The organism is Salinibacterium sp. M195, assembly GCF_019443965.1.
GTDB lineage: Bacteria > Actinomycetota > Actinomycetes > Actinomycetales > Microbacteriaceae > Rhodoglobus.
This window is the reverse complement of the sequence record NZ_CP040814.1, coordinates 1,769,194-1,796,080: the sequence shown is the minus strand read 5'-3', so window position 1 is coordinate 1,796,080 and position 26,887 is coordinate 1,769,194. Positions and strand designations below refer to the sequence as shown.

Annotated in this window: 25 protein-coding genes and 1 tRNA gene; 8 read left to right on the top strand and 18 right to left on the bottom strand. The window is 59.1% G+C overall.

Annotated features, from left to right (window positions below; all coding sequences use genetic code 11):
* Positions 1-102: 102 nt before the first annotated feature.
* Both FFT87_RS08610 and FFT87_RS08605 read left to right on the top strand, forming a co-directional pair.
* A complete protein-coding gene (locus FFT87_RS08610) occupies positions 103-1,620 on the top strand; it encodes a hypothetical protein (RefSeq protein ID WP_219948343.1) in 1,518 nt (505 codons plus the stop codon).
* Complete coding sequence (locus FFT87_RS08605) at positions 1,577-2,200, top strand: hypothetical protein (RefSeq protein WP_219948342.1); 624 nt, start codon at positions 1,577-1,579, stop codon at positions 2,198-2,200. Before FFT87_RS08610 ends, FFT87_RS08605 begins: the two co-directional genes overlap by 44 nt.
* 290 nt (positions 2,201-2,490) lie before the next feature.
* Here the strand turns inward: FFT87_RS08605 and FFT87_RS08600 are convergent, their stop codons facing one another.
* From FFT87_RS08600 to FFT87_RS08555, 10 genes are all read right to left on the bottom strand, one after another.
* On the bottom strand, positions 2,491-3,096 hold the full coding sequence (locus FFT87_RS08600) for a cupin domain-containing protein (protein ID WP_219948341.1): 606 nt from the start codon (positions 3,094-3,096) through the stop codon (positions 2,491-2,493).
* 123 nt (positions 3,097-3,219) lie between these two features.
* Entirely contained in the window at positions 3,220-3,552 is a 333-nt protein-coding gene (gene fdxA / locus FFT87_RS08595) for a ferredoxin (protein ID WP_219948340.1), read from the bottom strand.
* Positions 3,553-3,561: 9 nt separating this feature from the next.
* Positions 3,562-4,995 (bottom strand): aldehyde dehydrogenase family protein, encoded by a 1,434-nt coding sequence (locus FFT87_RS08590; RefSeq protein WP_219948339.1) that lies wholly within the window; start codon positions 4,993-4,995, stop codon positions 3,562-3,564.
* 26 nt (positions 4,996-5,021) lie between these two features.
* Positions 5,022-5,795, bottom strand: coding sequence for an SDR family oxidoreductase (locus FFT87_RS08585; RefSeq protein WP_219948338.1), 774 nt, complete (start codon positions 5,793-5,795; stop codon positions 5,022-5,024).
* Positions 5,795-6,721 carry a dihydrodipicolinate synthase family protein gene (locus FFT87_RS08580; RefSeq protein ID WP_219948337.1) on the bottom strand — a complete coding sequence of 309 codons (927 nt, stop codon included), beginning with the start codon at positions 6,719-6,721 and terminating at the stop codon, positions 5,795-5,797. Before FFT87_RS08580 ends, FFT87_RS08585 begins: the two co-directional genes overlap by 1 nt.
* Complete coding sequence (locus FFT87_RS08575; protein ID WP_219948336.1) at positions 6,718-7,536, bottom strand: enoyl-CoA hydratase-related protein; 819 nt, start codon at positions 7,534-7,536, stop codon at positions 6,718-6,720. Before FFT87_RS08575 ends, FFT87_RS08580 begins: the two co-directional genes overlap by 4 nt.
* Positions 7,533-8,726, bottom strand: a complete 1,194-nt coding sequence (locus tag FFT87_RS08570) for a CaiB/BaiF CoA-transferase family protein (protein WP_219948335.1) — start codon at positions 8,724-8,726, stop codon at positions 7,533-7,535. Before FFT87_RS08570 ends, FFT87_RS08575 begins: the two co-directional genes overlap by 4 nt.
* Entirely contained in the window at positions 8,723-10,087 is a 1,365-nt protein-coding gene (locus FFT87_RS08565; RefSeq protein WP_219948334.1) for an FAD-dependent oxidoreductase, read from the bottom strand. The genes FFT87_RS08570 and FFT87_RS08565 overlap by 4 nt, the downstream gene beginning before the upstream one ends.
* 9 nt (positions 10,088-10,096) lie before the next feature.
* On the bottom strand, positions 10,097-11,395 hold the full coding sequence (locus FFT87_RS08560) for an MFS transporter (protein ID WP_219948333.1): 1,299 nt from the start codon (positions 11,393-11,395) through the stop codon (positions 10,097-10,099).
* Positions 11,396-11,811: 416 nt separating this feature from the next.
* Positions 11,812-12,411: a TetR/AcrR family transcriptional regulator gene (locus tag FFT87_RS08555; RefSeq protein WP_219948332.1), complete on the bottom strand. Its 600-nt coding sequence runs from the start codon at positions 12,409-12,411 to the stop codon at positions 11,812-11,814.
* A gap of 95 nt (positions 12,412-12,506) precedes the next feature.
* Here FFT87_RS08555 and FFT87_RS08550 point away from each other — a divergent pair, with 95 nt between their 5' ends.
* From FFT87_RS08550 to FFT87_RS08535, 4 genes are all read left to right on the top strand, one after another.
* Entirely contained in the window at positions 12,507-13,451 is a 945-nt protein-coding gene (locus tag FFT87_RS08550; RefSeq protein WP_219948331.1) for an NAD(P)/FAD-dependent oxidoreductase, read from the top strand.
* Complete coding sequence (locus FFT87_RS08545) at positions 13,448-14,026, top strand: trans-aconitate 2-methyltransferase (RefSeq protein ID WP_219948330.1); 579 nt, start codon at positions 13,448-13,450, stop codon at positions 14,024-14,026. Before FFT87_RS08550 ends, FFT87_RS08545 begins: the two co-directional genes overlap by 4 nt.
* Positions 14,027-14,483: 457 nt before the next feature.
* Complete coding sequence (locus tag FFT87_RS08540) at positions 14,484-14,723, top strand: recombinase family protein (RefSeq protein ID WP_219948329.1); 240 nt, start codon at positions 14,484-14,486, stop codon at positions 14,721-14,723.
* Between the two features lie 319 nt (positions 14,724-15,042).
* Positions 15,043-16,617, top strand: a complete 1,575-nt coding sequence (locus FFT87_RS08535; RefSeq protein ID WP_219948328.1) for a hypothetical protein — start codon at positions 15,043-15,045, stop codon at positions 16,615-16,617.
* 657 nt (positions 16,618-17,274) lie between these two features.
* Here FFT87_RS08535 and FFT87_RS08530 read toward each other — a convergent pair.
* Positions 17,275-17,348, bottom strand: a tRNA-Ile gene (locus tag FFT87_RS08530).
* A gap of 181 nt (positions 17,349-17,529) precedes the next feature.
* Positions 17,530-19,842 (bottom strand): AAA family ATPase, encoded by a 2,313-nt coding sequence (locus tag FFT87_RS08525; protein WP_219948327.1) that lies wholly within the window; start codon positions 19,840-19,842, stop codon positions 17,530-17,532.
* 535 nt (positions 19,843-20,377) lie between these two features.
* Here FFT87_RS08525 and FFT87_RS08520 point away from each other — a divergent pair.
* Positions 20,378-20,920, top strand: a complete 543-nt coding sequence (locus tag FFT87_RS08520; protein ID WP_219948326.1) for a Dps family protein — start codon at positions 20,378-20,380, stop codon at positions 20,918-20,920.
* 49 nt (positions 20,921-20,969) lie between these two features.
* Here FFT87_RS08520 and FFT87_RS08515 read toward each other — a convergent pair whose 3' ends face one another.
* Together FFT87_RS08515 and FFT87_RS08510 are read right to left on the bottom strand one after the other, a co-directional pair.
* A complete protein-coding gene (locus FFT87_RS08515) occupies positions 20,970-22,214 on the bottom strand; it encodes a glycosyltransferase (RefSeq protein ID WP_219948325.1) in 1,245 nt (414 codons plus the stop codon).
* A gap of 130 nt (positions 22,215-22,344) precedes the next feature.
* Complete coding sequence (locus FFT87_RS08510; RefSeq protein WP_219948324.1) at positions 22,345-23,286, bottom strand: DMT family transporter; 942 nt, start codon at positions 23,284-23,286, stop codon at positions 22,345-22,347.
* Positions 23,287-23,326: 40 nt separating this feature from the next.
* Here FFT87_RS08510 and def point away from each other — a divergent pair, with 40 nt between their 5' ends.
* The gene (def, locus tag FFT87_RS08505) at positions 23,327-23,890 is read left to right on the top strand and encodes a peptide deformylase (protein ID WP_219948323.1); all 564 of its coding nucleotides are present in this window, start codon (positions 23,327-23,329) and stop codon (positions 23,888-23,890) included.
* Here the strand turns inward: def and FFT87_RS08500 are convergent.
* Genes FFT87_RS08500 through FFT87_RS08485 form a run of 4 tightly spaced genes read right to left on the bottom strand, consistent with a single transcriptional unit; the run spans position 23,887 to position 26,850 of the window.
* A complete protein-coding gene (locus tag FFT87_RS08500) occupies positions 23,887-24,192 on the bottom strand; it encodes an AzlD domain-containing protein (protein WP_219948322.1) in 306 nt (101 codons plus the stop codon). The genes def and FFT87_RS08500 overlap by 4 nt on opposite strands.
* Complete coding sequence (locus FFT87_RS08495; protein WP_370628545.1) at positions 24,189-24,956, bottom strand: AzlC family ABC transporter permease; 768 nt, start codon at positions 24,954-24,956, stop codon at positions 24,189-24,191. The genes FFT87_RS08500 and FFT87_RS08495 overlap by 4 nt, the downstream gene beginning before the upstream one ends.
* On the bottom strand, positions 24,953-25,618 hold the full coding sequence (locus tag FFT87_RS08490) for a response regulator transcription factor (RefSeq protein WP_219948321.1): 666 nt from the start codon (positions 25,616-25,618) through the stop codon (positions 24,953-24,955). Before FFT87_RS08490 ends, FFT87_RS08495 begins: the two co-directional genes overlap by 4 nt.
* Complete coding sequence (locus FFT87_RS08485) at positions 25,615-26,850, bottom strand: sensor histidine kinase (protein WP_219948320.1); 1,236 nt, start codon at positions 26,848-26,850, stop codon at positions 25,615-25,617. Before FFT87_RS08485 ends, FFT87_RS08490 begins: the two co-directional genes overlap by 4 nt.
* Positions 26,851-26,887 lie beyond the last annotated feature (37 nt).

Sequence of the window (26,887 nt, the reverse complement as noted above, 5' to 3'; positions counted from 1 at the left end):
ATCACCACGAGAGTATGGCAGACATTGAAGACACGAGTACGGACACGACTCCGATCCAACTTGAGACTCCACCAGACGCGCCTCTTTCGCGCGGCACTAGCAATGGGCATTCTCACCGCGCTGGAAATCATTGTATTTCGCGGATACTTCAGCGGGGCACTCATTCCTCCACTCGATTTTCTTGGTGGATACAACACGGATGCGCACTATTGGTGGCAGAACGGCCAGTTCTTCTCGCCCGTCGATTGGCTCCCCACGACATGGGCGGGTTTTCCTGCCGCAGTCAACGTACAAAACAGCGCATGGTACTTGCCCATCGGAATATCCAACCTATTCGAGCCCTTTACCCTCCATTCGTCAGCTATTCTTGCCGCCTTGCACGTGGGTGTCGGCTATATCGGTGTTTACCTTCTAGCTCGAACGATGAAGCTCGACTACAAAATTGCTTTGGCCGCCGCGGTCTCCTTTTTTTTCGGGGTTGGATACTTCACAAATGCCGAACACGTGGACATTGCCCGGGGGTATGCCCTCGTCCCTTGGATTCTTCTGACGATCAGCCCTAAATGGCCTTGGGCCAAGGCATGGTCGATACCCGTGGCGGCGTTCATCTTGTGGCAGGCCGCGACCGGAATCTACCCAGGAATGGCCATAGCCGCGATATACGTTGGCCTAGTCTGGGTGACCGTTTGGCAGTTCCAAACTAGGTCCACTTTCCGACAGTATCTGGTCCCTCTCCTGATCGCCGTTGGCGCGGCCGCGCTGCTCTCTGCTCCACGCATTCTCCCCTACCTCCTTCTGCGGGAACCTCTCGACATGGCAACTCCCGACACATCAATTTTTGTCCCGAGCATGATCGGCACTCTCTTGTTCGGCTATGAGTCAAACTCACTCCCAAACTCGATGTCCATGCGATCTTTTTTTATTCCGGCGACAGTACTTGCCTTGGCATTTTTATCTCGGTGGCGCGACCCCGTCTTTTCGCTCGGGCTTTCACTCGCGGTTCCGGCATTTCTGTTGGGGATGCCTTTCTTGCCTTGGTTCAATGCATCCCAGGGCCTTCCTGGACTGGACATCAGCAGGTTTACGATGAGTGACTTCAAGGTCTTTCTGATTCTGGGAATTACTCTTCTCGCCTGTTCAGGGATGACTCACCTGCTTGGTATCGGCGGTCAGCGGCTGACACCACGCACGGCTTGGGGCAGGGTCATAATCCTTATCGTCCTTACCGGGGCACTGGTAGAAATAGGCCGGAAAGGTCCGTTTGTGCGAGCGGATTGGCTTCCACAAATCGTAATTCTGACCGCGGTGATAGTGCTTATTATTGGCGCATTGCTTTGGCGCCCACGAAGTTCCCGGTCACGTGTAATTGTCTCCGCTGCGTTAATTGTATTGACTGCCGCGTCGGGTGTCTTATGGGCGACGACGAATACCCACATGTGGCAGACTGATCGCGAGCAAGCCGAGGTGACGAAGTATGGGTCCACGGTAAGCCAACTTTTAAAGCCGCACGCAGATACCCGACCCAAACGAAGGCATTCAGCGGCCATCGCGAACGCCCGTTGCCGACAGAGAAAGCATGAAGGCGCTTTACAGCGCGCGGTGGAATCGCGGTGCATTTAGCGGCGAGTACACCGTTGGTGGATACCGGGCGTCGAATATTTCCCTCACGCAGCAGGAGTTGACCGCTAACTTGCTCAGCGAGGATCATGGGCAGCGTTTCATGGCTCTTCTCTCCGCGCCCGGCATTGTGCTGGGTAACGACCCGAAATTGGTGTCAGAAGCCGAAATAGCCGCGTGCGCCTCTACTGGGGTGTGTGGCTCTGTAAACTCGATGCCAGCCTCCTATAGCGCCGGTGAGTACGAGTATGAGGTTGTGGTCGAGAAAGAAACACTCGTCGTTTTAAACGAAGCGTACTATCCGGGCTGGCAAGCCACCATTTGTTCTACGGATCAAGGCTGCCAGCGTATTGCCGTCGTTCGCAGCGACACTAGCCTTGTTCAATTGCAGCTACCGCAGGGGAACTTTGAGTTGAAACTTGAATACGTGACTCCGGGTCGCTCCCTCTCTTGGTGGTTATTCGGCGGTGGCGTAAGCCTGATGATCGTTTCCAGCATTCTGGTCATCTATCGAAGGCGAACAACCGTGACGCCGTTGCACGGCGGACACCAAGAAGAGTGGTCCGTCGCTCCGGAGAAGTAGCCCCGGGTGCGTGAACATGCAGAACTTGCAGTGCCTGTATTCTTGCGGCGTTCAGCGGAACTAGCGAATTTTCCCCGTCGTGAACGGTGTGTGGCGAGCAACGTCGTCTCGGCCCGCGATGCCGACAGGAGTGGTCTGCTGAGGACCGAAAGTTCGGGTACAGGTTCCTGACTGATGAGCTCCATGCGCTCGGCAACCAAGCGTCAAATCTGAGACCATAATGATCGATGCCGTCGCCGTGGCGTCGTAAACCCCAGACTCAACCGAACCGACATCAGATCCGAGTGAAATCAGCGAGTGGGCGGGGTGCTCACCCAGATCGCGACACACGGCTCTTCGTAGCGGTTGATGTACCAGTGCGGAGCGGCCGGGTTGAAGGTGATTGAGTCGCCCGCCTCCAGGACGTGCGCCTCCCCGTCGAGGTAGACGTCGATCTTGCCAGAGATCACGATGCCGAATTCCTCGCCACCGTGATGGAACGGGGTTGCACTCGTGTCGTGCCCAGGGGGGCTCACAATCCATTGCGCCTCGATGAGGCCGTTCTGGTCTGGAGTGAGCAGTTCGTGAACCGCCTCCCCCACTGATTCGCGTGTGACACCTTGTAGATTGCGTCGGTCGGAACCCCGCACGACGGGTGACGCCGGTTCGGTATGTCCGACGAAGAAGCGCCCTACCGGAATCTCGAGGCCGTGGGCGAGTTGCGCCAACGTGGTGAACGACGGGTTAGCTTTACCGCGCTCGATTTGGCTCACGATTGCCGGGCTCAGATCGGACTTCGCGGCCAACTGCGCCAGCGTCATCCCCATCTCTTTTCGCACCGAGTGCACCATGGCCCCGACCGTGGTCAAGAGCCCACTCAGCGCGGCTGTGTTGACTCCCGGTTTGATGTCAGTCATCGGGCTCCCTCGTCGATCGATGAAATCTTCACCATTATGAATTATTTTAGTCCATCATCGTCTTTTCGTAACCGCCTACGGCAACCTCGATGCCAGCAACGCGTTATTGCGCGACGTCATCCGTCACTCGGCTACTCCGTCATTCTGCGGAGGAAGCGCGGCGATGAACGGATCATCCTGACCGGTGTTGCCGAGTGGCGCAGCGCCCTTCGGCGAGCCCAACTCGCTGAAGAAATCTACGTTGGCTCGGGTGTATTCAGCCCAGGCATCGGGAACATCGTCCACATAGAAGATTGCTTCGACGGGGCACACTGGATCGCAGGCTCCACAGTCCACACACTCGTCCGGGTGAATATAGAGAGACCTTCCCCCTTCGTAGATGCAGTCAACGGGACACGCATCAATACAGGCTTTGTCCTTCACATCCACACAGGGCTGGGCAATTACGTAGGTCATTGTTGGGGATCACACACCGGTGTAAACCGTCTTGCCCCAGGTGAAGAAGTCCAATGCGGTGCGACCCTGTTCGCGGAACGTGTTCGTCGAGGAGTCCTTCACCCCTCCGAACGGCACGTTTAGGTCGAGTCCCGCTGTCGGGCGATTGATCTTGATGACGCCGGCCTGAGCGCGTTGGGCGAAATCGGTGGAGCGGGCAAGACTGTCGGTGCAAATCCCCGCCGTGAGTCCGTAACGCGAGTCGTTAATCGCAGCCAGCCCAGCCTCGTAGTCCGGGACCTCCAGCGCGGCAACAACCGGGCCGAAGATTTCATCGCGCACGGCAGGGTCGTCGAGCGCGAGATCCGTGAGCACCGTCGGGGTGAAGTGCAGGCCGTTGTCGCCGGTGGAGCCATGCAGAGCAGTAGCACCACGCCCCAGCGCGCCACGTACGGCGCCCTGGTTTTGTTCCATCTGGTTGTCGCTGACGACGACCCCCATTTTTGTTGCCGCATCGAGCCCATCTCCGGGGAGGTACGCCCCCGCCTGTGCCACAAGCTCGTCAAGGAACGCGGAACGGATGCCCGGCGTTACATAGACGCGCGATGTCGCCGTGCATGCCTGACCCGTGAGGCCGAATCCGCCCGCCGCCACGACCTGAGCAGCCTTGCGGGGGTCGGCGTCGTCGAGGACGAGCACGCCGTTCTTGCCGCCCATTTCGAGCTGCACTCGGGCGCGCCGCTCACTCATCACTTGGTGCAGTCCCAAGCCGACAGCTGTGGACCCGGTGAACGAGAGCCCGGCAACGCGGGTGTCCTGCGCGAGAGCAGAACCGATGATGCGCCCTGCGCCGTGCACGATATTGAGCACACCATCCGGCAGGCCAGCGTCGGTGAGGGCACGGGCAAGGTGAGTGGCCGACATCGGCGTCATTTCAGCGGGCTTAAGCACAACAGCATTCCCGCTAATGAGTGCGGGCGCAGTCTTCCACGCCGGAATGGCGATCGGAAAGTTCCAGGGGGTAATCAGTCCAACCACGCCGAGAGGCTCGCGGCGCGTATAGATGGAGGTGTTGGGGAGACCGCTCGGCAGGACGTCACCGGTCGAAGCCCAACCCAACGATCCGAAGAAGCGCATCACATCGATAGCGCGAGTAACTTCGCCCAGCGCTTCAGCGATCGTCTTACCTTCTTCACGAACAAGGTCTTCGGCGATGGCACGCTTGCGTTGCTCGAGCAGCGTTCCCGCGGAGATGAGAATGGCACCTCGCGCAGGCAATGGCATTGTGGCCCACGATTCTTGAGCCGACGTGGCGGCGGCAATGGCCTGATCGAGAGCTTCGGGATTCGCGTGGGGAGACACGACCGCAACCTCACCGGGGCGCGCAGGGTTCATTCTCTCGACGTCTGCTCCGCCCAGCCATTCGCCGTTGATCAGGTTCTGTGCAATTGCTGCGTTAGTCATGGGGACTCCTTCGTTGAGGTCAGTAATTAGAGGGTGCGAACGAGGCCGCCGTCGCAGCGCAGAGCTACTCCGGTGATGTAGGAGGCCGGTCCACTACAGAGGAAGGCCGCCGCGGCCCCGAACTCCGCCGGATCGCCGTAGCGCCGAGCGGGGATGCTGTTCCGAGACTCTTGCTGAATCGCCTCAATGGAGGTTCCACGTCGCTTGGCTGCAGCATGATCAATTTCGTAGACCCGATCAGTCTCGATCCGGCCCGGCAAAAGCATATTGACGGTCACTGCGTCCAACGCCACTTCCGCCGCGAGCGTTTTGAGATAGCCAGCAAGTGCCGCCCGTCCGATATTCGAGACCGAGAGATTGGGTAGCGGCGCGACAACTCCACTGGATCCGATCGCAAGAATGCGCCCCCAACGCCGGGTTCGCATACTGGGCAATACCCGACTAACTAGGGCGTGGTGCGGCTTGACGAGCAGGTCGAACGCTGTCGCGATTTCGTCGCTGCTGAGCGCAGCCGCAGCACCGGGCTTGGGGCCGGGTCCGTTCAGCACAAGCACATCGATCGGGCCGAAAGCCGCGACCGCGCCATCGACCGCGCTGTTGATGCCATCTTCAGTAGTGAGGTCGGCCCCAATGCCGACCGCACTCGGCAGGCCGTCCGCGATCTCTTGAGCGCTGTCGCCACGCCGGCCGGTGATAACGACGTTGGCACCTTCCTCGGCAAGTGCTGTTGCCACAGCGAGGCCCAGGCCTCCCGTGGAGGCGGCAACCAAGGCTGTCTTTCCCTGAAGTTTGAGATCCATTACTTCCTCTCGGGGTAGGCTTCTGCGGCTTCACCCAAATGGATGAGCATCGATTCGCGCAGGCTTTCCGGACATTCCGCAGCCGGGGGCCGCACAGCGGACTCCTTGATCAGACCGCGCTGACGGAAGCATTCCTTGCGCAGGGCAAGAGCAATCTTCGCTTGCTGTTCGAAGTTGATCAGCGGCAGAACGGGCAGGAGCGCATCGCGTGCCGCCTCGTAACCGGAGCTCGTCCACGCATTTACGCAGGCAATGAGAGCCTCAGGGTAGGAGAATCCTGTCATCGCACCGGCGGCACCGGCAACTAGTTCATCGAGCAACCCTTGGCCGCCCAAGCCACCGAAGACGGGAACGTCGAGCGCAGCGGTGAGCGCTGCAATCGCGACCGGTGTTGGCGGAGCCTCAGCCTTGAGAGCGACGACGAACACGCAGGACGACACCACGGAGACCAGAGCAGCCGTCGGGATAGCGACGCCGCTCGCGAGCGGGTAGTCCTGAAGCACGACGAACGCGCCCGTAGCCTGATGGATAGCCTGCAAGTGGCGGATCACGACCTGCGGATTCGGCGAATTGACCTGCACCATAACGGCGGCGATCCGGTCGCCGGCGGCGGCCTGTGCGGCTTGAATTTCTTCGATCGCGGTGTGGGTACCCAATGCTGTGATGCCGACGACAAGCGGGAGTGTCGTGGTCTCAGTCACAATCTCGAGAACCAGTTCTCGTTCTGAAGCAGAGAGTGCGGCCGCTTCACCGAAGACACCCAGCACGGTTAGCCCAGTTGCACCAATGGCCTCGTAGTGCTCGGCGAGCATGGCAAGACTATCCACGTCAACATCGAAAGTGCTGCCCTGGAATGGTGTCGCGAGCACACCCCACACGCCGGGGGCGAAGGTTCCGCGCGCGGTCACGCTCGGCTGCCCAGTCACTTTCCCGGCCAAACAGGTCGGCGCTTCTCTTGGAAAGCTAAGACACCTTCAGCGGAGTCGCTGCTATCGAGGGCATCCATCAGAGCGGGAAGCCGCACAGCGCGGGCGTCGCGGGCTGAGAGGTGAGTCGTGCGGGTGACCATCTGCTTCACCGCGCGCACCGATGTCGGTGCGCAGGCCAGGATGTCCTGCACCCAACGGTCGACGGCCGCGTCAAGTTCGGCGGCCGGAACAACGTCATTGACGAGGCCCATGGTCGCCATCTCGACAGCCGGCGCCTTGCGACCGGTCAGAAGCATCCCCATCGCTTGGGTGTACGGAATTTTGCGAACGAGCTGGCTGATGCCGCCGTCGAGAGCTAGCCGTCCCACGCGTGGTTCGGGCAAACCGAATTGAGCTGACTCGGCCGCCACGACGATGTCGGCTCCGAGCACCATTTCCATGCCGCCACCGAGGGCGTAGCCATTAACGCGGGCGATAATAGGGATGTCGAGGGTTGTGCGGAGACTAATGCCGCCAAAACCGTTCGGGTCGAGGTCAGCCCAGTACTGTAAGCCCGTCTTATCGACAGCCGCTGCAGACATGTCGGCGCCCACGCAGAACGCACGGTCCCCCGCGCCCGTCAGAACGACAACACGAATGTCACTGTCGTTCTCGATCCGATCCCAAATCTCATTGAGTCGCGCTGTCGTAGCCTCATCCACGGCGTTCATCACGTGAGGTCGGTTGATGCTCACCGTGGCAACGTGGTTTTCAATCTCCAGGCTGACGCCGTCGCTCGGCTGTACCTCGCTCAGTGCAGCTGTCGCGCTCATCGCAGCACGCCCAACTCTTGCAACTTGGCAATAGCATCCGCGTCGTAGCCGTTTTCCTTGAGAACCTCCACGTTGTGCTCGCCAAGGCGCGGCGCGCTCCGGCGAATCGTCGGCGGCGTCGCCGACAACCGAATGGGGGCGTTGAGCATCCGCACCGTTCCTACCGACGGATGCTCGGCCTCGACGATCATCTTGTTTGCCGCGGTCTGTTCGTCGGCGAGTGCCTGCTCCAGCGTGTGTACCGGCGCATTCAACAGACCCTCGTTCTCCAGACGCTCACCCCAGTACGCGGTGGTGTTTGTGGCAATCCGGTCGCGAAAGATGCTTTGCAGAATGGGCTTGTGCTCGAACTGCTGCTCTAGGGTCGCGAACTCGGGACGCAGGCTAAGATCCTCGTCCAGCTCAAGGGCACGCGAAATGTGCTGCAACGGATCGGGGGTGAAGCCGCCGACCATGGTGATCGCGCCATCCGTCGTCGCGTAGACACCACTGAGCGGCATGGCTCCCCAGTTAACTTCGTAGCCGCGATTGAGCTGCATGCACGCCTCCTGCATCTGCATGTGCAGCATGGAGTCGTACATTGTCACCTCGACCTTTTGGCCGACACCGGACTCGTCACGAGTACGCAACGCCAACAGGATGCCCTGCATGAGGTGCATTCCGGTCGTGTAATCGCACAGCGTTGTCGGGTAGACCGAGAGCGGAGAATCCGCAGACTCCCGGCGCCACATCACTCCCGAATAAGCCTGAGCAATGACATCCTGGCCGCCCTTATGTGCGTAAGGCCCTTCCGTGCCGAAACCGGTTCCCGAGGCCCAAATGAGGCGAGGGTTGATCTCCTTCAGTTCCTCATAACCGAACCCCATCCGATCCATTACCCCGGCGCGGAAATTGCTGACAACAACATCGGCATCGACAAGGAGCTTGCGCAGGACTTCGCGGCCCTCATCCTTGCGGGTGTCGATAGACAAGCTGCGCTTGTTGCGGTTGATCGAGAGGAAGATCGGGTTATCTTGACCGTCCTTGTCGGGAAAAGAATTGCGCGAGATATCGCCGAGACCCGGTCGTTCGACCTTGATGATGTCTGCGCCATAGTCGCCAAGCAATTGGGTACAGCTCGGCCCCATGTACACCTGGGTGAAGTCAACGACGGTGACTCCGGCTAAGGGCATCGTTGCGGTGCCAGTCATACCTGAGCCAACGCATCCGAGTCGATGCTGGCGTTAGCGGAGGGTACGTCTCCGGGGTCGGCGCCATGCTTGTGCATTTCGCGCTGGATGTCGGCTGCCGGCACGTCACGGACGAGAACGTTCTGATCCATAGCGAGCGCTGCTGCCACGCCGACGGCCTGACCCATCGCCATGCATGGCGGGATCTCGCGTGACATTTTTTGCGCTTCCGGCGTTGCGGAATAGTGCCGTCCAGCAACGAGCAACTGGTCAACTTCCTTGGGCAGTAGCGAGCGGTAGGGGTAGTAGTAGTCACGACCCCGCGCAACGGAGTCGGTGAAGTGGCGTCGTGACGTCACATCTTCTTTCGTCATGACGTATTCGCCCTGAAGGAGCCGAGTTTGGCGCACGCCCATCTGCTGGGCGACATCGACAATGTAGGTGTTCTCGAAACCGGGGAGGTTCGCCTTGACGAAATCGACCGCTTCGGTGATTCGGTCGCGAGCGGCGAACTCCGCCTTGGTCATGTCTTCAGGGTCAACACCATCGAATCCGGTCATGTGAGGCGCATTGCACCAGACAACACCCGGGATCGGGGTCTTCAACCACCACAGCTCCCACGCCCCGCCGAGAAGCCTTTTCACCTGACGGTTGATAGCGCGGGCTTCCTTCGGGTGTTCTTGTTCGTACTTTTCCGCAGCGACGGTGTCTACGCCGCCGAGACGGAATACCAAGGTGGTGAGGTAGCTGTCATGGGCGTAACTCGCCCCGGCACGAGAGGCAACGTCAATGTCGCCAGTGGTATCAATGACAATGTCAGCAGTGAACGCCTGCGGGCCTGACTTGGTCTCGCAAATTACTCCCTTGATTACCCCGCCGTCGACGATCGGGCGGGAGAACCAGGAATGAAGTCGGAGATTAACCCCAGCTTCGCGGACCAAATCGTTAGACACACGCTTCCACCCATCCGGGTCAAAAGCGGCCGCGTAACAAACCGGCTTGGGGTTACTGTGCGAGTGAAAGTCGAAGAGTCCGAAGCGACCCCACTTGTTCCAGGTTTCGGTTGCAGCGTGACGGTCCTCCTCTGGAGGGACGACGGCCAGTCCGATGCTTTCGAGGCGGTCGACATACTCGCTGACAATTCCCGTGACGGTTATTTCTGGGCCGTTGATCATGTCATCGAGTACGAGGACCATTCCGCCGGAGGCGAGGCCGCCGAGCGCTGAATAGCGCTCGAGCAGGGTAACGCTCGCACCGCTTCGTGCTGCGGTGACGGCGGCAGCGACGCCGGCCGGGCCGCCACCCACAACGAGGATGTCTGAGTGAGAGACGATGGGCGCCGTGACATCGGCGGTGGTGGTGCGCAAGTCGAGAGCAGTCATGGTGTTTCCTTAATTTCCAACGAAGAGGCCGTTTGAGCGGCGGGCGAGCAGATAGAAGACGATGCTGAGAATGGAGAGCACGGCGACGTAGACCGGGAACACCCACGTCAATCCCTCGGATTGCAGCCACACGAGTAGGTACGAGGCGGTTCCGCCGAAGAGAGCGACTCCGATTCCGTATCCCAGCGAGACGCCAGTTCCGCGGCAGGTCTTGGGCATGAGTGATGAGGCGACAACGTTGTAGAGCGTCATGTTGAGCACCAGGACGATCGAGCCGCCGAGGAGAACCGCAGCGAAGCTGAAAATTCCTGGCTCGACATACAAGAGCATGAGGAAGACCGACGGGATGGCGAGGAGTCTGGTCACGAGGAACCACTTCGACATTGCTTTGCCATCAACGAGCTTGCCGATGATCCAGCTGCCGATTACCAGGATGACGCCGAGCACCGTTGTGAGGGCGAAGACCAGAGTGGGGTCTTCTTTGAAGTTGCCGCGAGCGGCACTCGGAAGGCCGACGTTCCAGGCGTAGCTGTACGCCTGGGCAGCACCGACCACGAAAATGATCGCGAGGACACTGAGCCAGTGCTTCCGCACATCTGTCCACACCTTTTTGGGGGAACCTTCCGCGAGTTCTTCGGTGGTCATTGTCTCGGGAAGGGAGCGACGAAGATAGATAACGACGAGTCCAAAGAGGGCCCCGATTATGAACGGCACGCGCCAACCCCACTCGGCCATGGCCTCGCCGCCGAGAAGAAGACTGGTGAGGAAGCTTGTGAGTGACGCGAGCAGGATGCCGATGTTTACATAGAAAGACATGAGCCCGGCAACGAGACCTTCACGGCCGACCGGGGCGAGTTCCACGGCGTGCGCCGTAGAGAGCGGAGCTTCGATACCGGTGGAAACGCCTTGGATTACACGGCAGACCAACAGGATGACGCCAGCCCAGGCACCAATCTGTTCGTAGGTTGGCGCGATCGCGATAACCGCGGTCGTGCCAGCCATCATCGAGATCGAGAGAAGCATGACCCGGCGGCGACCGATGCGGTCGGCGATTGTTCCGAGCAGGATTCCGCCGAGGGGCCGGAAGGCGAAGCCAACGGCGAAGACGGCGAGAGCGCTCAGCGTGGCAGTGAGGGGATCGTCGGAGGGAAAGAACTTAGGGCCGATGAAAGCGGAGAGGAGACCGAAGATCATCCAGTCGAACCATTCCAGCGTGTTGCCGAGCCCGAGACCGAGAAGGCCCCGTCTAACTTCTGGAGTGAGGTGCTTGGGGAGGTGCACTGTGTCTGTGACAGTCGTACTGAGCATGTTTGATTCCTTCTTTTACGCCGCCATTGGCGCATGAGGGTGCTGGAATTCGCCACCGCAACGAGGTCACGTCGGTGAATGCCTATCGGTTTTTGGACGACCTCTAGAGGTCCTTGTCCCTCAAGGACGGGCGCTAACCCGAAGTACTACGCATTGCTCTTCGTAGACTTTTCAGTGCATTGGTGAAGGCGAATCGGAGAACCGGGCCTACACTGTTGGCACTGCACTTGAGGACTAAACACAACTATATTGAATAAATACACAAAGTCAACGTGATTATTCATTATCGTGAAACTCGGCGGTCTTTGAAGACAGCAGCAGAGCGCCCCCTCGACCAAACAATCGATGGCGTCGAAGAGCGCTCACCGGCGTAGCGGTTGCTCTCGTGGCGATCGAGCTTGATCTGAAGTTCGCCGTCAACGGACTTGCGGCGTTGCTCCGACGACTCGACGGAAGAGCTTTTTGATATCAACGATCGTGGTTAGGGCATCGGTGTGGTGGAGGCAGGCTCCGCTGTATGCGTGAAGAAGGAATTCAACGACCGTCTGGGGATCCAGACCCTCGAGGTCGAATTCGCCCGAGCTGCTCCCCTCGTCGACGATCTCGGCCAGCAAGGTCCGCGCCGCCTCAAACGGCTCTTCCGTCTCGCTTGCTACCGCGTGGAATACAGCGTGATAGAGCTCGTGCGAGTCAATTTCGAAACGCATCCAATGTTCAATCACAGCGTCGAGTTTTTCAGTCCAGGTCAACCCACGATCCGCGATGATCTCGGCGGGTCGTTCAAGCATGTGCGTCCAGAGATCGGCTTGCAGCGCGGCCAAGAGCTCCTGCCGTGACGCAAAGTGCAGGTAAATCGACCCCTTGGCGATTCCCGCGGCCTCCGCGACCATTGCAATCGAGGTGTGAGCGAGACCGGCGTCGACCGCCAGCCGGGCAGCAGCGTCAAGAATTTGGCGACGACGGACCTCGGGGGGTTGGAACCGGCCGGTGAGTTGGGCTTTTTCGGAGGGTTCCATGGCTCTCACGATAGCAGAGTTGCAGAACGAATGACCGACGGTCATACTCGAATGACCAACAGTCATACTCTTGCCGCAAACGACGGAGAATTTTCATGAGCACCAAACTTCCCAACCTCAATATCCTCGACCTTGTGATCATTGGCGGGGGTCCCGCAGGCATGAGCGCGGCGCTCATCGCGGGGCGCAGCCTAGTCGACACAGTCGTCGTCAACGCCGAGTCCCCTCGCAATGCCGTCACGAACGCCTCACACGGGTTCTTCACCCGAGACGGGGCCCATCCGAGTGAGCTGTTCGAGACCGCGAAAGCCCAACTCGCTGCCTACGGCACCGTTCAGTACATCAATGACACCGTGACTTCGACTCGCCGGGTCCCCGAGGGGTTCGAAGTCTCACTCTCCAATGGCAGCGTACTGAGCACCAGAAAACTGGTGATCGCTACCGGTTATACCGATGACCTGCAACTGTTGGGTTTGGCCGGCATAGAAGCTGTGTATGGCAAGAGCGTGTATCCGTGCGTATTCTGCGACGGGTTCGAGCACCGCAACGAACGGTTGGCGCTATTTGGCGGCGAAATGGCCATTCACTATGCGCCGATGATCCGGTTGTGGTCCAAAGACCTCGCGGTCTTCACCAATGGCGCAACCATTGAACCCGAGGCGCTCAACGCACTTACGTCACACGATGTTCCTGTTTATCTCGAACCTATCCGGAGCCTTGAGGCGCACGACGGGCGCTTAGTCGCCGTCGAACTAGAGTCCGGTGAACGAATCGAACGCGACGCTGGCTTCATCAGCGATGAGTATTCGCATCCGACCACGACGTTCGCGCAGTCGCTCGGAGTCACCAGTTCGCCTACTGACTGGGGAACAACGGCATTGGACATTAGCGAAGCAGGGGCGACGAACGTTGCTGACCTCTACGTGGTTGGCGATGCCAAGACCGGGTTTAGCGGAATTGTCGCAGCCGCCGCCCAGGGCGCCGAGTGTGTTGAATCGATCGTGCATGAGATCGCAACACAGCGATGGAACCGAGCATGACTGGCGCGAGCATGTATGACACTACCGAGGGCATCCACGCCTACACGAGAATGGCTCGAGGATATGACGGACGAACCCACGTCGAACGGCTGACCCAGCTGCTCAAACCGGGCTCTAGTGTGCTCGAATTGGGCATGGGCCCGGGAGTTGACCTCGACATGCTCGCCAAAACATACACGGTCGTCGGGTCGGATCTCTCCCAAGCATTCCTTGACAGGTACAGACGCCTCCGGCCCGGCATCGAGCTTGAACGGCTTGATGCAGTCACGATCAACACCACCCGACGCTTCGATGCCATTTACAGCAACAAGGTGCTTCAGCACCTGACCCGCGAAGAACTCCGGCTCTCGCTGATTCGTCAATCCGAAATCCTCCAGCCCGGCGGCCTCATTCTCCACGGCCTATGGGCGGGAGCCACGTCGAATGACCACGGAGAGCTTCATGACACTCGCTACTTGCCCGACAGCCTCGAGCGTTTGGTACCCCCAAGCCTGACGATCACCGAATGCGTCTTCTACGCGGAAATGGCACCGGAAGACTCCGTACGCCTGATTCTTCGGCCGACTGCTTCGTGAAGGCCGCCCACTGAAGCCGTCGAAATGCCCAATTCTCTATGCGCGGGTCTACTGATCGACGGTCACCGCTACTCGATGAGTCAAGCACCAGCTCCGGTGTCATCTGACGTTACAAAGTAGCCATTTTGGGCGCTGTTGTTGTTATTTCTCTCTGTCGTAGCGAGCAAGGAGTAGACACGCGTCGCGAGGGCGATGCCTACCGTCGGCTTCGGCTCGCTCGTCCCGCTAACCGGTCACTCGCAACACGTGACTTTTCGCGGTAATCGAGCCAATCAGTTCTCGTCTGAGAATCCACAACCGGGCACCGTCGACGTTGTACAAGGTCCGGAGCGCAGGCTCATCGGCGGACAGCTCATTACTCTTCGCGGCGAAACTGCCGGATTACCCGCGCGTGAGTTTCCTAGCGCCGTAGCTAATCAATTTCACCCGCGACGGCGACACAGTCCTGGTCCGCTCGATGGACCGCCTAGCTCGAAACCTCGACGACCTCCAAGCGATCGTTCGACAACTCGCCGTCACGAAGGTCCAGGTGCGATTCGTGAAAGAGAACCTGACCTCCACTTGTGATGACACCGCGATGGTCACCTTTCTGCTTTCCGTGATCCGAGCGCTCGCAGAGTTCGAAAGAGCACTCATGCGCGAGTTCGGCGTTACCCGCCAAACGCTCTACGAGCACCTTCAGCCGGCCCCACATTAGAGCCCAGCGAGAAATGCACCGAGATCGTCAACCTCCTCTGCGACGTCCACGAACTGCAGAGGGGTCCTTACGGCTTATAGCAGCTGCGCTTTTTCGCGCAGCAATCACGATTAATTCACACATGCATCACAAGCGTCTCACTCACGCGCTGACTCGGCCCGCGATTCCCGATAGGCTGGCCGCATCTTCTATTTCGAAAAAAGCTCAAGAAACACAGCCTGTTCGCATCTTCACGAATGAGACGAACTCAGCTCACGAAGACCATCAGCTCATGGCCTAACCAACCATCAACCAGCACGACCGAATATCGGAGTATCAAGTGAAAACAGCCACGCCCAAACAACGACGCGTCGTAGCCGCTGGGAGCGCATTCGGCTTAGCCGCTGTGCTCGTTGCAACAGGCGCCACAGCCGCCAGCGCTGCACCGGCGCCAGCCGCCGAGACCATCACCTTCACCGGCGATCAGTACACATCTGTCGTTCCGGGCGCAGCCTGCGGTGTCACGATCAACGCAGTTGGTGGTGGCGGCGGGGCGGCACCCTTCCCCTTTCCGCCACTCAACCCCGGCGCAGGCGCTGACATCACCGCCACCTACAAGGTCACACCCGGCATGGCAATCTCCGCAGAGGTCGGCGGCGCTGGTGAACCAGGGGCCGGACGCCGAGGCGCTTACCCCGCAGCCCAGGGAGGTTGGCCCAATGGCGGCAACGGAGGCCACGGAGGTCTCGGCTTTAGTGGCGATGGAGGTGTCGAAGGTACCCACACAGGTGGGTCCGGTGGAGGAGCAACTTCCATCTCCATCGGCGGCATGGAACTGATCGTTGCCGGTGGTGGCGGTGGGATCGGCTTCGGCCCAACCATTCCAACTACTTCAGATGGTGGAAACGCAGGTCTCCCGACGAGCGCCGGAGCAGTTGCCGGAAGCAATGGGGAAGACGGCGCCGATGACATCGACAGTTCTATGGTTCGCGGCGGCCAGGGTGGCCAAGAGTCAGATGGTGGCGCCGGCGGTACTTACTCGGCTCGAGTAGCCGACGTACCCGCTTCCGAGCAGGCTCTGCTCGCCGGGTTCTCGGGCGCAGGTAATCAGGGTGGCGCCGGAGGCAACGGTCGCGCACATGACACCAACGACTACTCAACCGGTGGCGGCGGAGGTGGCGGCTACTTCGGAGGTGGCGGCGGCGCTGCTACCTACGGCGGCGATTCTTCCGCCGGTGGTGGCGGCGGCGGCGCTAGCTATGTCAATGAGAACTCGCCGAGCGGAAACCCAGCCTCAGCCCTGGGCGTCTCATCGAGCTTGGGTCTCATCCCGGTAAGTCGAGGTCAGGGCAGCTTCGACGGTACCGTCACGTTGACCTGGCTCGAGTGCGGCATCCTCACCGACTCGGGTCTGACCCACGGCGACATCGACGAGACCCAGCGCTTCGCGCCAAGTCCGACCGATGAAGGTTCGGGTGACGTTGTTATCGCAACGGCAACAGAGCTACTCAACGCCGCGGGAGACGCTGTCACTGAGCTCGCCACACCCGGTGTCGGCACGTTCACCGTAGAGGGCAGCGACATCGTGTTCACGCCCGCCTCGGGCTACGTTGGCGCTTCGTCGCTGATCACGTACCGCATCACCGATGCCGAAGGCCGCACCACGCAGGGCCTCTACAAAGCAGAGGTAACTGACGGCGGCGAGCCACCGGTTGATCCGACAGATCCTAGCGATGGCGATCCCGGAGTCGGCGACACAGACGATGGCGTGACCATCGTTCCGACATCAGATCGCGACGCACTGGCCTCCACGGGCTCAGCTACAGGTGCGACTGCATGGCTAGCCGCCGCGCTTCTCGCGCTCGGCAGCATCCCCGCGCTCTTCACGATGGTTCGCCGTCGCAAGGCGCTATAGCAAAAAAACGAATGGGCGGTGGCTTTTAGCCGCTGCCCATTTTTGCGCCGGAAATCCCTAGACGTACGGCGGACCGCATCCGTCAAAAGCCAAAGTTTCCCGAAGCTTCTTGTCACGCGCCGCATCCCTGTAAGCGTAGGTCGGGGCGTAGGTTTCGTGTATCCGGACAATTCAGCCTCCCACGCGAAGGCCAAAAACTCTGAAATATCACAGATCCAGAGCCATATTCGTAGGGCGGATGGGACTTGAACCCATGACCGACGGATTATGAGTCCATAGCGAGCACTTTCGAGATCCCTTGGTTTACGTGGTTCTTGCAGCGGTTTGCTGGATTGCGTTCCGCTGAGACCCCCGTACGGGGTCGTACGGGGTCGTAGCGTAGGGTGCACCGTAGGGTGCACCTGCTCGCGGTCCGAGTAGCGCACTGCGAGCACCACCGCGCGAAAAGTGACCAAGGTCACGAGCGGCCGCAACGAGCCATGAGCCGGAGCCGAAGCAAATCTACGTCGCAGTCGAATCGGCACTCTCGCGGTAACCGACACGAGACGCGCCGGAAACAGACCACCTGCTTGCTCGTGCGGCCGAAAGAGCTCCCAAAGTTCGGATGGAACGACAATGCGCACTTGCTTCAGGGGATTCGCCCGTTATGGGCGCTTGTAGGGTGGGCGGGACTTGAACCCGCGACTGCCCGGTTATGAGCCGGGTGCTCTAACCAGCTGAGCTACCACCCCTTGCAGACAATCCTATTGGTTCGAAGCCCTCGCGAAGGCCAAGAACTGATCCGCCCTTTCTGGACCACTCGGTTCGATACGAGCCGCAGCAGGAGCAATTGCCCTACTCGTAATGTACGGATGATACGGGCTCATGAAGATTCCAGCACCTACTCTCACACCAGCTGCACCTGAAAACGGATTAGAACTCCGGAACCGGGGCCCCGTGAATCATGTTGAGGACGCGCTCCCCGAAAGAGCGGACTGAGGCATCATCGGCTGGCTCCAATTGACGCGCGTGTTCCGTCGAGTGATGGAAGCCGCTTGCGAAGTCGTTCAATTCGCGAAGCTCTGGAACCCACGGGGCGACCAGAGCAAGCGGACTAGGGGGTGTGGCCGCAGCTATTTCCGTGATCGAGCTACCCAACATACGGCCATTTGGGATAAGACCAGGGAAACGGCGGTGTAAGTGCCCTTCCAGGAGCGGACGAAGACCCTTGGCTGCCGCAGAAGCGTCCTGCGACCGTCCCTGAACAAAGTCGCTTACGGCTCGATAATCGCTGTAATAGGGAGTCTCGCATTCGATGTCGAGATCAAACGCAGCGAAATCTGAGTAGGCCGAGCCAACGTGCTGAATCTCCAACTCAGCGATAGAACGCTCAGCAGACTTATTCAACGAGTCGCGAAGGGCACGCAAGAACACGGCGTCATGCCCGAGGACGATCAACTGCTCGCTTGCATCCGCCAGTCTACTGAGAAGCGCAATAGTGCTCTCTCTACGATGTCTGTCCAAACTGCTAACAGGGTCATCGATAATGAGAGTCTTCGAAGCCAAGTCTGGATCTGCCAGCGCAGACGCAACGAAGAATGCAAAAGCGAGCGTGCGCTTGTCCCCCTCGCTCAACGCTGTATCAAACGCGGGCTCCCCGCCGCTAAGGCCGACAGCCCGCCCTCGCAGCGAAATTTCATAGTTGCTACGGGCTGTTCCGCCCCGGAAGTTGTTGCTCAAACTCTGGATGGAAAAAGCAGCACCGAGCTTGGAAAGAATCCCATTGATACTCGTGCTGTACGCGTCAAGCGTCGCCGACATGATGGTAGTGAGTGCCGATCGAGCCTCCAACTTTGCTCGTTCCGCTGCCGCCACTTTGGACTTCAGAGCTTCGAACTCTAAGAAGAAACCAGCAGTCGCCGAATCGAAACGAACGATCGTTTGTTCAAGGGATGCAATCTGGCCGTCGATCATCTCAACGGAAGCGCCCGCAAGCGCGGCTCGATAGGCATTGATAGCAATCTCGTTGGTTTCGAGGACCGCGTTTTGAGACTCAATGATCGAATTGCACATATCCAGTTGCATCGCGACCTCAGCCTTTGCGCCCTCACTTCCCGGCTGGCTGGCAGGGTTTTGAATCTTTACGTCGAACAGTCCCAACAACTTTCGATTTACCGCGGCCAAAAGAGTCTCGAATTCCGAATCGTCCAAGGAGGTTAACGAACTCTGCCCGACTAAGACATTCCACATTCGTATCTGATTGCCTAGCGCTGTCTGCTCGGAACGAAAGTTCGCGGCGGCACCATCATCCGTTGCGAGCTCAACGGCAGCCCTTCCAACCGAGATTTCCTTCTTAAAATTTAGAAACTCTTGGTTGAAGTAGTCCCGGTACATTTCGACCAATTCGACACCAGAAGTCGATTGCGCGCAGAATGGGCAAGAGTCGCCCACTTGGTGACTAAGGCCTTCACTTACCCACTCTTCCAATGATGACTCGCCACGGAGAGAACGAAGATGCTCAAGCACCACGGCTTCTGCATTTGTCTCAATTCCTTCGAGCTGGGTGTTGAGAATTTCGAAAATTTGGTCGACGTCGAGTTTCACTTTCGACAGGCGCGACGGCAAAGCCTGCTCAAGGATGATTTCAGAACGCTCCGCGTCGGCACGGAGTGTTTTTAAGGCTTCTAGTTTTACCTCGATGTCGGCGACTTGCGGCAACACCTCGAACTGCTCGGCCGACAATCCTTGGGCTAACGCCTCGATCTTCCCCCTAACGGATTGCAAGGCGTCCTTGGATTCCTGAAGAGTCGACGCCGCAGCTTCTTCCGTTTGACGAGCGTCGACAGCGCGATTTCCGATAGCAAAATCGAGCAAATTTCGACGGTGCTCGGTCGTAACGCTCACGCCCGAATAAACGTTACTTTCGATGAAATGAGTGTCAAAGATGAGCAACTCGGGACGGGTGGAGTCCCACATGCCATTCGCGAAGATGCTTCGTTGCCCGTTTTGAAACTGGAGCCTAGCGGTCTGATCGTTGGTTCCATCGATGGTCTTTCGACATAATATTTCGTCGGAATTACCAGTTGCAACCGAGCGAAGGACCGCGCTGAGCGTCGACTTACCTCGACCATTTTGCGCGTAGATAAGAGACACAGGCTCAAGCTTCAGATTTGCGCCCGTCGCATGATGCAATAGCCCAGTTCCACTGATCTTCTCTATGCGCGTAAGCATGGTTCCCTCACTCATCTTTGAGCACCGCTCACTACAGTGCTGGACATCCTGACTTTAGCGCACCTCTAGCACGAGCAGAAGCCTGAGACGAGGCCGCTCACGGATCGGTTCGAGGTAAAAATTTGCGAGCACGGACACTGGACTGCACAAGACCGTTGTAGTCGGCAAAACCCGCTTTGCGGGTGCCGCATGCGCTGTTGCGAGGCGTCAATAGTCGATTTCGCCGACTGTCATCAGCGGTTCGGAATCTGTCACTGAGAGTCAAACCGATGGAAAAATTCCGCTGGTTACGGGAGAAGAACCGGCAAAAATATAGGGATCACCGTAGGGTGCACTTGCCGCCAAAATCCCATAGTTCGCGTGCGTATTTTGCGTGGAACAAGCAATTATGAGTCCGCTGCTCTAACCAGCTGAGCTACCGCCCCGAGTCCGCACTAGTGCGAACGCGTATCTACGTTACCGGCAAAGTGGTCGTCCGTTCGCACGGCTGTTCGGCATCCTCACAAAAAACTTTGAGCAATCATTCATCCAGCGCTCCTACGTTTGGCTTATGACTGATTCGCAGAAAGCGCAGACCAAGAGTCCAGCCAAATCTGGGGCTCGTAAAACCCGCCAACAGAACGCCGAGCACGGTTTCGTCGCGTCGAAAGCGCTTGCTGACCGCATGCAGCAGGTACTTGTTGACCTGATCGAACTGCAGCTTCAGGGCAAACAAGCTCATTGGAATGTCGTCGGTAAGAACTTCCGCGACACGCACCTCGTTCTCGACGAAATCATCGAAGCGACCCGGGGGTTTAGCGACACCATCGCCGAACGGATGCGCGCGCTGCATGCCACACCGGATGGCCGCAGCGACACGGTAGCTGTCACAACGACGCTTCCTGAATTTCCGGCGGGTGAGATCAGCACTACAGACACCATCGATCTGCTCACCGAACGCCTTGAAGGAACGGTGGCCACCATCCGTGAGGTTCACGACCCGATCGATGAAGAAGACCCCACAAGCGCTGATCTGCTCCACGCCATCATCGAAACCCTCGAGCAGTATGCCTGGATGGTTTCCGCAGAAAATCGTACCCCCGCAAAGAAGTAGGCTCCACGCCTGCGTGAGTGAGCTGTCGCTCAGCCGAGAGCGTCTCCGATTAGGAGGCGCTCTCGCTTGCTTTTCCTAGCGCAGCGGGGTCAGTGACTTCTTCGCCGCGATACATGCTCTCGAAAGTGTCGAGCGTGCGCTGGATGTCGTGGGACGCGACGATAGCGAGGCTCCCCTTCTTCAGCTTGAGAAGTTCATCCGCCGGCATTGTCAACACGCGGGTCAGCTTTTCGGCAAGGTCTTCGACGCTGGTGGGATCGAACAGGAAGCCATTCTCACCGTCGCGCACGAGATGTGGCAATGCCATCGCGTTTGCCGCAACGACAGGCAATCCGGATGCCATTGCTTCCATGGTGGAGATGCTCTGCAGTTCGGCGATAGACGGCATCGCGAACACAGAACCACGTTGCAGAGCGTCACGCAGTTGGTCCTGCTCAACAAAACCGGTGAGCGTCACGCGATCTGCGAGGCCCAAGGAGGCAGCGAGGGCCCGGAGTTTGCCTTCGAGCTCTCCCCCGCCGACAATTTCCAGCTTTGTCTCGAGCGCAGGATCCATGATCGATATTGCCCGAATGAGTTTGTCGATCTGTTTCTCGTCAGACAGACGCCCCAAGAACACCACCAAGTTTTCAGGCTTGGGGTCGAGGTTTCCGTTGTAGCCATCAGCATTGATGCCACAAGAAACGGCAACCACGTTGCGAATCAAGGTGTTGTCTTCAAGGTATTCCGCTGCCCGACGCGTCGGAGTGGTTACCGACGCGGCACGCGCGAACGAACGACCCGCGGCTGCCCAGCCCATCCGGATCGCTTTGCGACGCAAAAACTTGGGGATGATGAACGCGTGATCCAACAGATTCTCGGGCATGAAGTGGTTGGTACCCACGAGTCGAATGCCTCGCTTGCCGCCCTCCAGCGTCATCCCGCGGCCCACGATGATGTGTGACTGAAAGTGGATGACGTCAGGTTTCACCTGGTCGAGAATTCGTGCTGAGTTTTGCTTGACGCGCCACGGCATCATGAATCGTAGCCACGGGTGACCGGGCCATTGCCACGAATAGAGACGGTGGAGGGTCACCTTCTGACCCTCATGTTCCTCAACCATCGTGCCCAAGGTGTTGTTGGAGTACGACGGCGCCACGATATGCACGTCATGTCCGCGCTCGGCGAGGCCAGCAGCCAGCCGAGCGATGAACGTGGCCGCCCCATTAATTTGAGGCCAGAACGTGTCGGCACCGATCAGGATGCGAAGTCGCGGTTTGCCCTCGTGAGGCGAGCGTTTCACAGCGGAAGTCACAGTCGAAGATTTCCTTAACAATTTTGCATCATGAGCCAGCGCGCTTTAAGACCCGGTGAGTCCGAGGGCACCTAATAAGGTACCTCACCACGGCTGCACGCGCGGGTCGCTCCACCGGGGGTCGGGAAAGCTACGACTTCAATTGCGGGTGGTGTTTCGCAAGCAAAAAGACGCCCCAGATGGCTACAGCGCCGCTGATCACAAAGGCGACCACCGCCCACATTGGCGCATTCGACGCTTCGCCGAGCACAATGATGCCGACAGAGACAGCGACGAGTGGATCGACGACGGTGAGCCCCGCCACGACCAAATCGGGTGGCCCGGAAGCATATGCGGTCTGAACAAAGTAAGAACCAAGCAACGAGGCCGCGATTAGCCCCACAATGCACAACGCGGTCAGAAGGTCAGTGCTCTCAAGACCTGATCCGAAAATCATGATCGTCTTAATTCGATCAATGACGACCTTGGCGAGCGTTGCAACGAAACCGAAAAGCATTCCGGCTCCCAAGATGTAGAACACCGGCGACGCGTTCTTGCGGAAGATGACAAAGAGCGTGATCCACAATGCCAGCACGATGACCAAAACAATCAGCACAATCGACAGTTCACGTTCCGTCACTCGCGTCGATTTCGCGAACGTGGCGGCCATCGCGACGAAGGCACCGACGCCCGCAACGCACATCACTATTGCGCGGATTGAGATGGCATCCAAGCGAATTTTGGTTAGTCGTGAATTCATGATGGCCGTCATCACGAGGGCAACCGCCCCTAACGGCTGAACAACCATGATGGGCGCAATCGCCAAGCTCGAGAGCTGGAAGACGATCGCAAGCCCGAGGAACGTGGTGCCGAGAACCCACGATGGTCGAGCCAACAAGGCTCTAATTTGCCCGAAATTAAGCCCAGAACTCGCTTCAGTACCGTGAAATTTTTCCATTCGCGCAACGCCACGATGTTGAAACTGTGCCCCAAGCGATAGAAGTACGGCGCCGATCAGAGCGAGCGGAATGCCGACAGCCTGCGATGGGGTGAGACTGATCTGATCGGTGAGCTCAAGAATGTCCGGTGGCACCCGTCAAATGTACTCGGTTGAACCGGGATATTCTGGGTGCATGGCCGTTCTTCCCATCATCATCACCGGCGAACCGGTGCTCCACACTCCCGCGACACCGGTAACGGCCTTCGATAGCGAGCTCAGCACGCTTGTGGCCGACATGTTTGAGACCATGGAAGAGGCCCCCGGTGTTGGCCTTGCCGCTCCTCAGGTCGGAGTCGGTCTCCGAATCTTTGTCTATGACTGGATCGACGAGAACGATACCCATTGGCGCGGGGTGGCTATCAACCCTGAACTTTGGCAGAGCACCACGCCAATACTTGAGCCAAGCGAAGCGGATGAGGAAGGGTGCCTTTCCCTTCCCGGCGAACGATTCGGTCTCATGCGTGCCGATCGCGTAATCCTTCGTGCGGTAAACCTTGATCAGAAGCCGTTCGAAATCGAAGCCTCCGGCTGGCTCGCTCGCATCTTCCAGCACGAATACGACCACCTCGACGGCGTCTTGTACTCCGATCGCCTGCGTGGAGCAGAGGTCAAAGCCGCCGCGAAGGCGATCCGTAAGCAAGGCTGGGGCCAGCCAGGCAATTCGTGGCTTCCCACCGAAGAACAGCTCGACGCCTAGGTAAACGCGCGAATTCCCGCAGCGACAAGTGCTGCCGCGATAATAACGAGGATGAACGGCACCCGCAGTGCGAACAGCACTGCAGCGACAACAATGGCGGGCAGTCGAGCATCCACTTCGAAACCGCGAGCGGTACCGAACGTCTGCACAATAACGAGTGCTGAGAGCAGCGCCACCGTCAGCAGGTTAGCCAGTCGTGCCGCTGTCGGCTTCTCGAACCACGCCGTTGGCACGGCGAACCCCGCTAGCTTGAGCGCTAACACCGCAATGGATGCGAGCAGCACAATATTCCAGATCGTCATCGCTCCCCCATCGGGTCAGGTTCCGCTTCGGCAAGGTCGCTTTCGCGCGTACCGAAAAGGTTAGTAAGCCCAACGACCACGGCAACGAGAGCAGCCGCGAGCACCGGGATCCCTGCCGGAAGAACGGGCATCAACACCGCAGCAACCACTGCGGCACCAATCGCGACCACGATCGGTTGCACTTGCTTCAGTCGGGGCCACAGGAGACCCAAGAACGCTGCCGCTGCGGCAGCATCCAGCCCGTACTGACTGACATCGCCGAGCTGATCGCCGATCAGTGCCCCCAGCAGAGTTGTCAGATTCCAGCCCACGTAGATGATGATCCCTGTCCACCAGAATCCGGCACGCTGGCTTTCGAGTGTGGGCTGCGCCGTAGCGACGGCCGTGGTCTCGTCGATGGTCCAGTGCCCCGCCAGCAGCCGCTTAACCAGGCCAGGACCAATCATCGGTGCCACTCGCAGAGCGTAGAGAGAGTTGCGGGTGCCGAGGAGCACAGCACTCGCAATCGCCGCTCCGCCCGCGGACGCGCCTCCCGTAGCGATGACACCCACGAGAGCGAATTGGGAGCCGCCGGAGAACATGAGAAGACTCAAGACACAGGTTTGCCAGACATCCAACCCTGCAGCGACCGCGAGTGCGCCGAACGAAATGCCATACGCGGCGACAGCGAGCCCGACCGCAAAGCTCGACCGGATCGCTGCCGAAACCTCGGGAGAGCGTCGCGGCCGTTCACCCGTCACGCCACCCGCCACGCCGCCAGTCACACCGCCCGCCCGAGAGGGACAAGGCCGGTCTCATAGGCGATGACAACCAGCTGCACACGATCCCGCGCCGTGAGCTTCGCCATGATGCGCGAAACATGAGTTTTGGCCGTGAGCGGACTGAGAAAGAGTTTGGCTCCGATTTCAGTGTTCGTGAGGCCGCGCCCCACCAAGGCAAGCACTTCGCGCTCACGGCCGGTGATTACCGAGAGCGCACTGGCATCCACCGTCGCCTGCGAACCGCGAGCAACCCGTTCCAGGAGCCGTCTGGTCACGCCGGGGCTCAACAACGCGTCGCCGGACGCGACAACTCGCACCGCGCGAATCAGTTCCACGGGTTCCGTGTCTTTGACGAGGAATCCGCTGGCCCCCGCACGAATTGCTCGAGCAACATACTCGTCAATCTCAAAGGTCGTCACCACAACAATGCTGGTGCCAGAAAGTTCAGGAAAGGTAGCGATTTGTTCTGTTGCCCAGAGCCCATCGCCGTCGGGCATCCGAATGTCCATCAGCACAACATCAGGGCGCATTCGGCGCACAACATCAACCACTTCAGTGCCGGTGCCAGCCTCGCCTACAACCTCGATGTCATCTTCGGCATCGAGGAGGCTACGAAAGCCGGCACGGATCAGCTGCTGATCGTCAGCAATAACAACTCGAATCATGCGGATGTCTGTCGACTCGGAATGCGGGCCGTCACCAGAGCACCGCCGGTGAGCGTTCGGCTCACCTGAAGACTGCCACCCAACAATTCGGCTCGTTCACGCATACCTAGCAAGCCTCGCCCCTCGCGGTCGACAGCACCGTCGAATCCGATGCCGTTGTCGGCAATAGTAACGAGATAGTCGCCGTCATCGCGCCGGAGACTGACGTTCACATCGCTGGCGTGGGCATGGCGCACAATGTTCGTCAGTGATTCCTGCACAATTCGGTACAGGGCCAGCTGCACTGCGGTCGGTGCCTCGGCAGAGACTTCGCACACAAAGCGCACATCGAGCCCCTGGCTCCGCACTGACTCGACCAAGCTGGGTAGCCGCGATAGGTTCGGCTCCGGCACCGGCGGCACAGCCTCGTTGTGGCTGCCATCGCCACCCACTCCTTCTGCGCGCAACATCCCTAGGAGTGACCGAACTTCATCAAGGGCGTCTTTGCTCGAGCTCTTGATACTCGCGAGGGCAGCCTCAGCCTGCTCAGGCTGTTTGTGCATGAGGTGAAGCCCCACTCCTGCTTGGACATTGATCTGGCTGAGCGAATGGGCCAAAACATCATGCAGCTCGCGGGCAATGCGCACCCGTTCGGCCTGAAGTTCAGCCTCCCGTCGAACAGAAAACGCCTCCTGAAACTGCACAAACTGTTCGCGACGACGTCGATACGATTCCGCAACCCCCAGAACTAGCAGGAGGCCAAGCGTCGTCACAATAATGCGTGCAGGCTCGAGCGCGATGCCGACCAGAAGGGCCGCTAATAGTGTTGCCTCCCACACGACAATCAATGAAATCCAGGTCCACGAGCGCGCACCGCGCGAAATCGCAATGACGATCGCGAATGCCAGCGCTAAATAGGGAGGCGAGATCGCCGAATAGCCCAACAGGAAATCACTGGCAGCGGCGGCCGCCATCACCGCAACGATTGGTCCAGGGTATCGGCGAACCCAAAACAACAGAGCGGGCCCGAGAACTGAAAGCAACACGAGCACAACGCCCGCAAGCCCGAAATCTTCGGAGCTGACGACACTAATCACTGTGATCGGCACCTGCACGATCAGAGAAGCAATCACCGGCACCCAACGCCGTAACACTGTTGAGCGGCGCGTAGGCGGAAAGCCGAAGCCGTGCCCACGCATCACCGCGTCAGCCATCGCGCTGGCTGTACGAGAGGATCGAGCGGATGAGGGCATGCTCTGATGCTAGTAGCCGTTCAGCCGCCTCACATCG